The organism is uncultured Microbulbifer sp. (assembly GCF_913055755.1).
Taxonomy (GTDB): Bacteria; Pseudomonadota; Gammaproteobacteria; order Pseudomonadales; family Cellvibrionaceae; genus Microbulbifer.
In genome coordinates, this window is sequence record NZ_CAJXKH010000161.1 from 1 (window position 1) to 3,532 (window position 3,532).

A 3,532-nucleotide genomic window follows, 5' to 3' on the forward strand; every position below is an offset into this window, starting at 1 on the left:
AAAATATCAACCGCCTTTACGCCTAAGATAATCCCCTGACCCCCAGGTACGCGGTAGAGTGCTCCACCCGAGGAAAACAACCGGAGTCATTCATGAGCCATTCCCTGGACAGCCTGCTAAGCCCGTTCGAGCACAAATCCCTGAAGCTGCGCAATCGCGTGGCCATGGCCCCCATGACCCGCACCGCCTCGCCGGGCTATGTGCCCAATGACCAGGTGGCCGGCTATTACCGCCGCCGCGCCGAGGGCGACGTGGGCCTGATCATTACCGAGGGCACCTTTGTCGGCCACCCCGCCGCCAACGGCTACGAAAACGTACCGGCGATCTATGGCGACGATGCCATGGCCGGCTGGAAGAATGTCGTCGATCAGGTGCACGGTGCCGGCGGCCAGATCATTCCGCAGCTCTGGCACGTGGGTGCCGTGCGCAAGGAGGGTATCGGCCCGGACAAATCCTTCCCCGCCCACTCGCCCTCCGGCCTGTTCAAACCCGGCAAGCCGAACGGCCACGCCATGACCAGGCAGGATATCCAGGACACGGTCAAAGCCTTCGCCGATTCCGCGCGCGCGGCACAGGCGGCGGGCTTCGACGGTGTAGAAATTCACGGTGCCCACGGTTATCTCATCGACCAGTTTTTCTGGGAGGGCACCAACCAGCGCGACGACGAGTACGGCGGCTCCCTGGAAAACCGCACCCGCTTTGCGGTGGAGATTGTGGAAGCGGTGCGCGACGCGGTGGGCGACGACTTCGCCATCGTGCTGCGCTACTCCCAGTGGAAACAGCAGGACTATGACGCGCGGCTGGCACACAACCCGGTGGAGCTGGAACGCTTCCTTACGCCGCTGGTGGACGCTGGTGTGGATATCTTCCACGCATCCACAAGACGCTTCTGGGTACCGGAGTTTGAGGGTTCGGAGCTGAACCTGGCGGGCTGGACCAAGGAGCTTACCGGCAAGCCGGTCATCTCCGTCGGCAGTGTCGGCCTCGACGATGACTTTATCGGCGGCAACAACCAGGGCATGGGCGGCACCGCCAATCCCACCGGTCTGGACGAACTGACCCGCCGCATGGACAACGGCGAATTCGACATGATCGCCGTGGGCCGCGCCCTGTTGCAGGACCCGAACTGGCTGCAGAAAGTGCGGGAAGGCCGCGAGGAAGAGATCGTGCCGTTTACCAAGGAAGCCCTGGCAAGCCTGAGCTGAGAAAGAGAAAGTCAGAGGTGATCGCGGGGAATTCGACGCTGCCAGTTCTCCGCGAAAACCCGGCGGTCGCCCTCCCAGGCATCCAGCTCTGCGTGGATGTAGAAATATTCCCTATCCGCGGTGAGCACGGTACGGGTTGTCGTGCGCACGGACCAGTCGCCACGACGAAAAATCCGCTCGGTGCGTGTCTCGCCGCGCACACTGTCAAAGTCGTCACCGTCAAAGGTGTACCAGTTCCAGGTGCGATTCGCGACTTCCAAATCGATCTCATCAATCCGCTTCATCCCCTCATCCTTGATTACTTCGAGCACTGACCGGTCCAGCGCCAGGTCCACGTGCACCAGCCAGTTCTGCTCCGCCGGCTCGACTATCTGGATCGGTGTGGGGCGTGCGCCCTCCGCCACCTCGAACGCGATGTCGTCATCTTGTGCGCGGGGATCCCGTTGTGGCAGCAGCAGGCAGCTCGCGGCGGGATACACCGTCATACACACCGGCTCGGGAGGCGGCCAGGCCAGCGCCCAGTAGGAGGTGGAAAGGCTGAGGCGAATCCGGTGGCCGGCGGGGAAGTTCTGGCCAATGGCATTCAACGCCACTCGCACCCGGTAGGTCTTTCCGGGGACCAGCCTTTCGGGCTCCGCGTGGCTGCGGTGGTGAGTCAGGTTGAACAGGCCGTAGGTCACCCGGGTAGCCTTGCCGTCCGGCGCCACATCGGAAAGCCGCGCGGCAATCATCGCCACTGGCTGGTTGCACGCCAGCTCCAGTTCTACCACCGGAGCGCCCAGTATTTCCACGGCCTCCTTCAGCGGCGCGCTCTCGAACACCAGCGAGCCGCCGTCTTCCTGACGCTGGTCGTGGGGGAGATCCGGGGCGCTGGTATATGAACACCACTTGCCGGCCATCAGCCCCACAGACAGCGGAGACTGTATGCAGATATTTTCGTCGCTCGGGCAGGGCTCATCTCCGGGCATCAGGATGCGGTGGCTATCCAGCCCGTAAGCGACGTCGCGGATCCGCGGCGCCGGCCAGGTCTCCTCACCCACCCAGCGGCCCGGACGCTCCCGGTAGTAAGTGGTTGGCGGCACGCTGTCCTGCATCCAGGCGCGCAGCATCGGCTCCTCCATAACCCCGGTATCGCGCCCTTTGAGCCAGTGGTCCCACCAGCGCAATGCCTCTTGCAGAAAACCGATCGCCGGGCCGGGTACCCCCTGGTGCGGGTACTTGTGGCCCCAGGGACCGATCAGCCCCTGGCGGGGCACCTGCAGGTGCTCTAACAAGCGGAATATCGCATTGGTATAACCATCGGCCCAACCGCCCACCAACATCACCGGGCAGCGAATCGCGTCGTAGTGTTCACTGACGGAGCCGTGCTTCCAGTATTCGTCCCGATACTGGTGCCGCAGCCAGGTGTCCAGCCACAGACCGCTGCCATGTAGTCGCTGCATCCACATTTCCCGCCAGCGCTCACCCACCAGGGCCGGGTCTGGCGGACAGGTGTTGACCGAGAACATGGTGGTGGCCTCGGACAGATTGTCGGTCAACAGGCATCCGCCCATGTAATGCATATTGTCGAGATACAAATCGTCGGTGGAGCAGGCGGAGATCACCGCCTTCAGCGCAGGCGGCGCCAACGATGCCACCTGCAGCCCGTTAAACCCTCCCCAGGAAATACCCATCATACCCACATTGCCATCGCACCAGGGCTGCTCCGCCAGCCAGGCGATCACCGCCGCCCCGTCATCCAGCTCCTGCTGGCGGTATTGGTCGCAAATGACGCCGTCGGATTCGCCACTGCCCCGCAGGTCGACCCGCACACAGGCGTAACCGTGCCCCGCAAGGTAGGGGTGTATGATGGAGTCCCGCAGGCGTGTCATATCCCGCTTGCGGTAAGGAATGTATTCGAAAATCGCCGGCACCGGCGACTGTTCAGCATTTTCCGGCAACCAGATGCGCGCGGCCAACTTGCAGCCGTCGGGCATGGGAATCTCCACATGCTCGCGTGTCTCGACCGGGTTCGGGAATTCACTGGCTATATTCATCAACTGGCACCCCAATCAATACCGCACACATTTGAACTGGAAGGACTCCGGGTCACAGCCATCGGAAAATCTGAATTCCAGGGTGTCCGCAAGCTGGTGGTACTGGTGCAGGAGTTGCTGCTGGCTCTGCGCCCCAAGCCAGATATTGGCAACTTCGAAGCTATAACTATCAGGCATCGCCTGCTCGGAAAGCCTGCGGCCCTCCGCCGCTGTAATCACAATTTTGCTATCGGGAAATTCTCGCTCGACCTGCGCAACCTTTTCCTGTGAAGGCGCCTGCTCCAGGACTGT

2 protein-coding genes and 1 pseudogene are annotated in these 3,532 nt (G+C 62.5%); 1 reads left to right on the top strand and 2 read right to left on the bottom strand.

The genetic code is table 11. From position 1 onward, the window contains the following. Positions 1–92: 92 nt before the first annotated feature. Entirely contained in the window at positions 93–1,205 is a 1,113-nt protein-coding gene (locus QZ511_RS16535) for an NADH:flavin oxidoreductase (RefSeq protein WP_295804211.1), read from the top strand. An 11-nt stretch (positions 1,206–1,216) separates the two neighbouring features. On the opposite strand, the gene QZ511_RS16540 is transcribed toward QZ511_RS16535, so the two are convergent. Continuing rightward, entirely contained in the window at positions 1,217–3,241 is a 2,025-nt protein-coding gene (locus tag QZ511_RS16540; RefSeq protein ID WP_295804212.1) for a CocE/NonD family hydrolase, read from the bottom strand. Positions 3,242–3,256: 15 nt separating this feature from the next. Further along, positions 3,257–3,532 (bottom strand): annotated as a pseudogene (locus tag QZ511_RS16545) (hypothetical protein); the annotation flags it as partial.

Bases quoted from the DNA above. Each gene is read 5' to 3' on its own strand.
- QZ511_RS16540 (WP_295804212.1), bottom strand. From the start codon at position 3,241: ATGAATATAGCCAGTGAATTCCCGAACCCGGTCGAGACACGCGAGCAT.
- QZ511_RS16535 (WP_295804211.1), top strand. From the start codon at position 93: ATGAGCCATTCCCTGGACAGCCTGCTAAGCCCGTTCGAGCACAAATCC.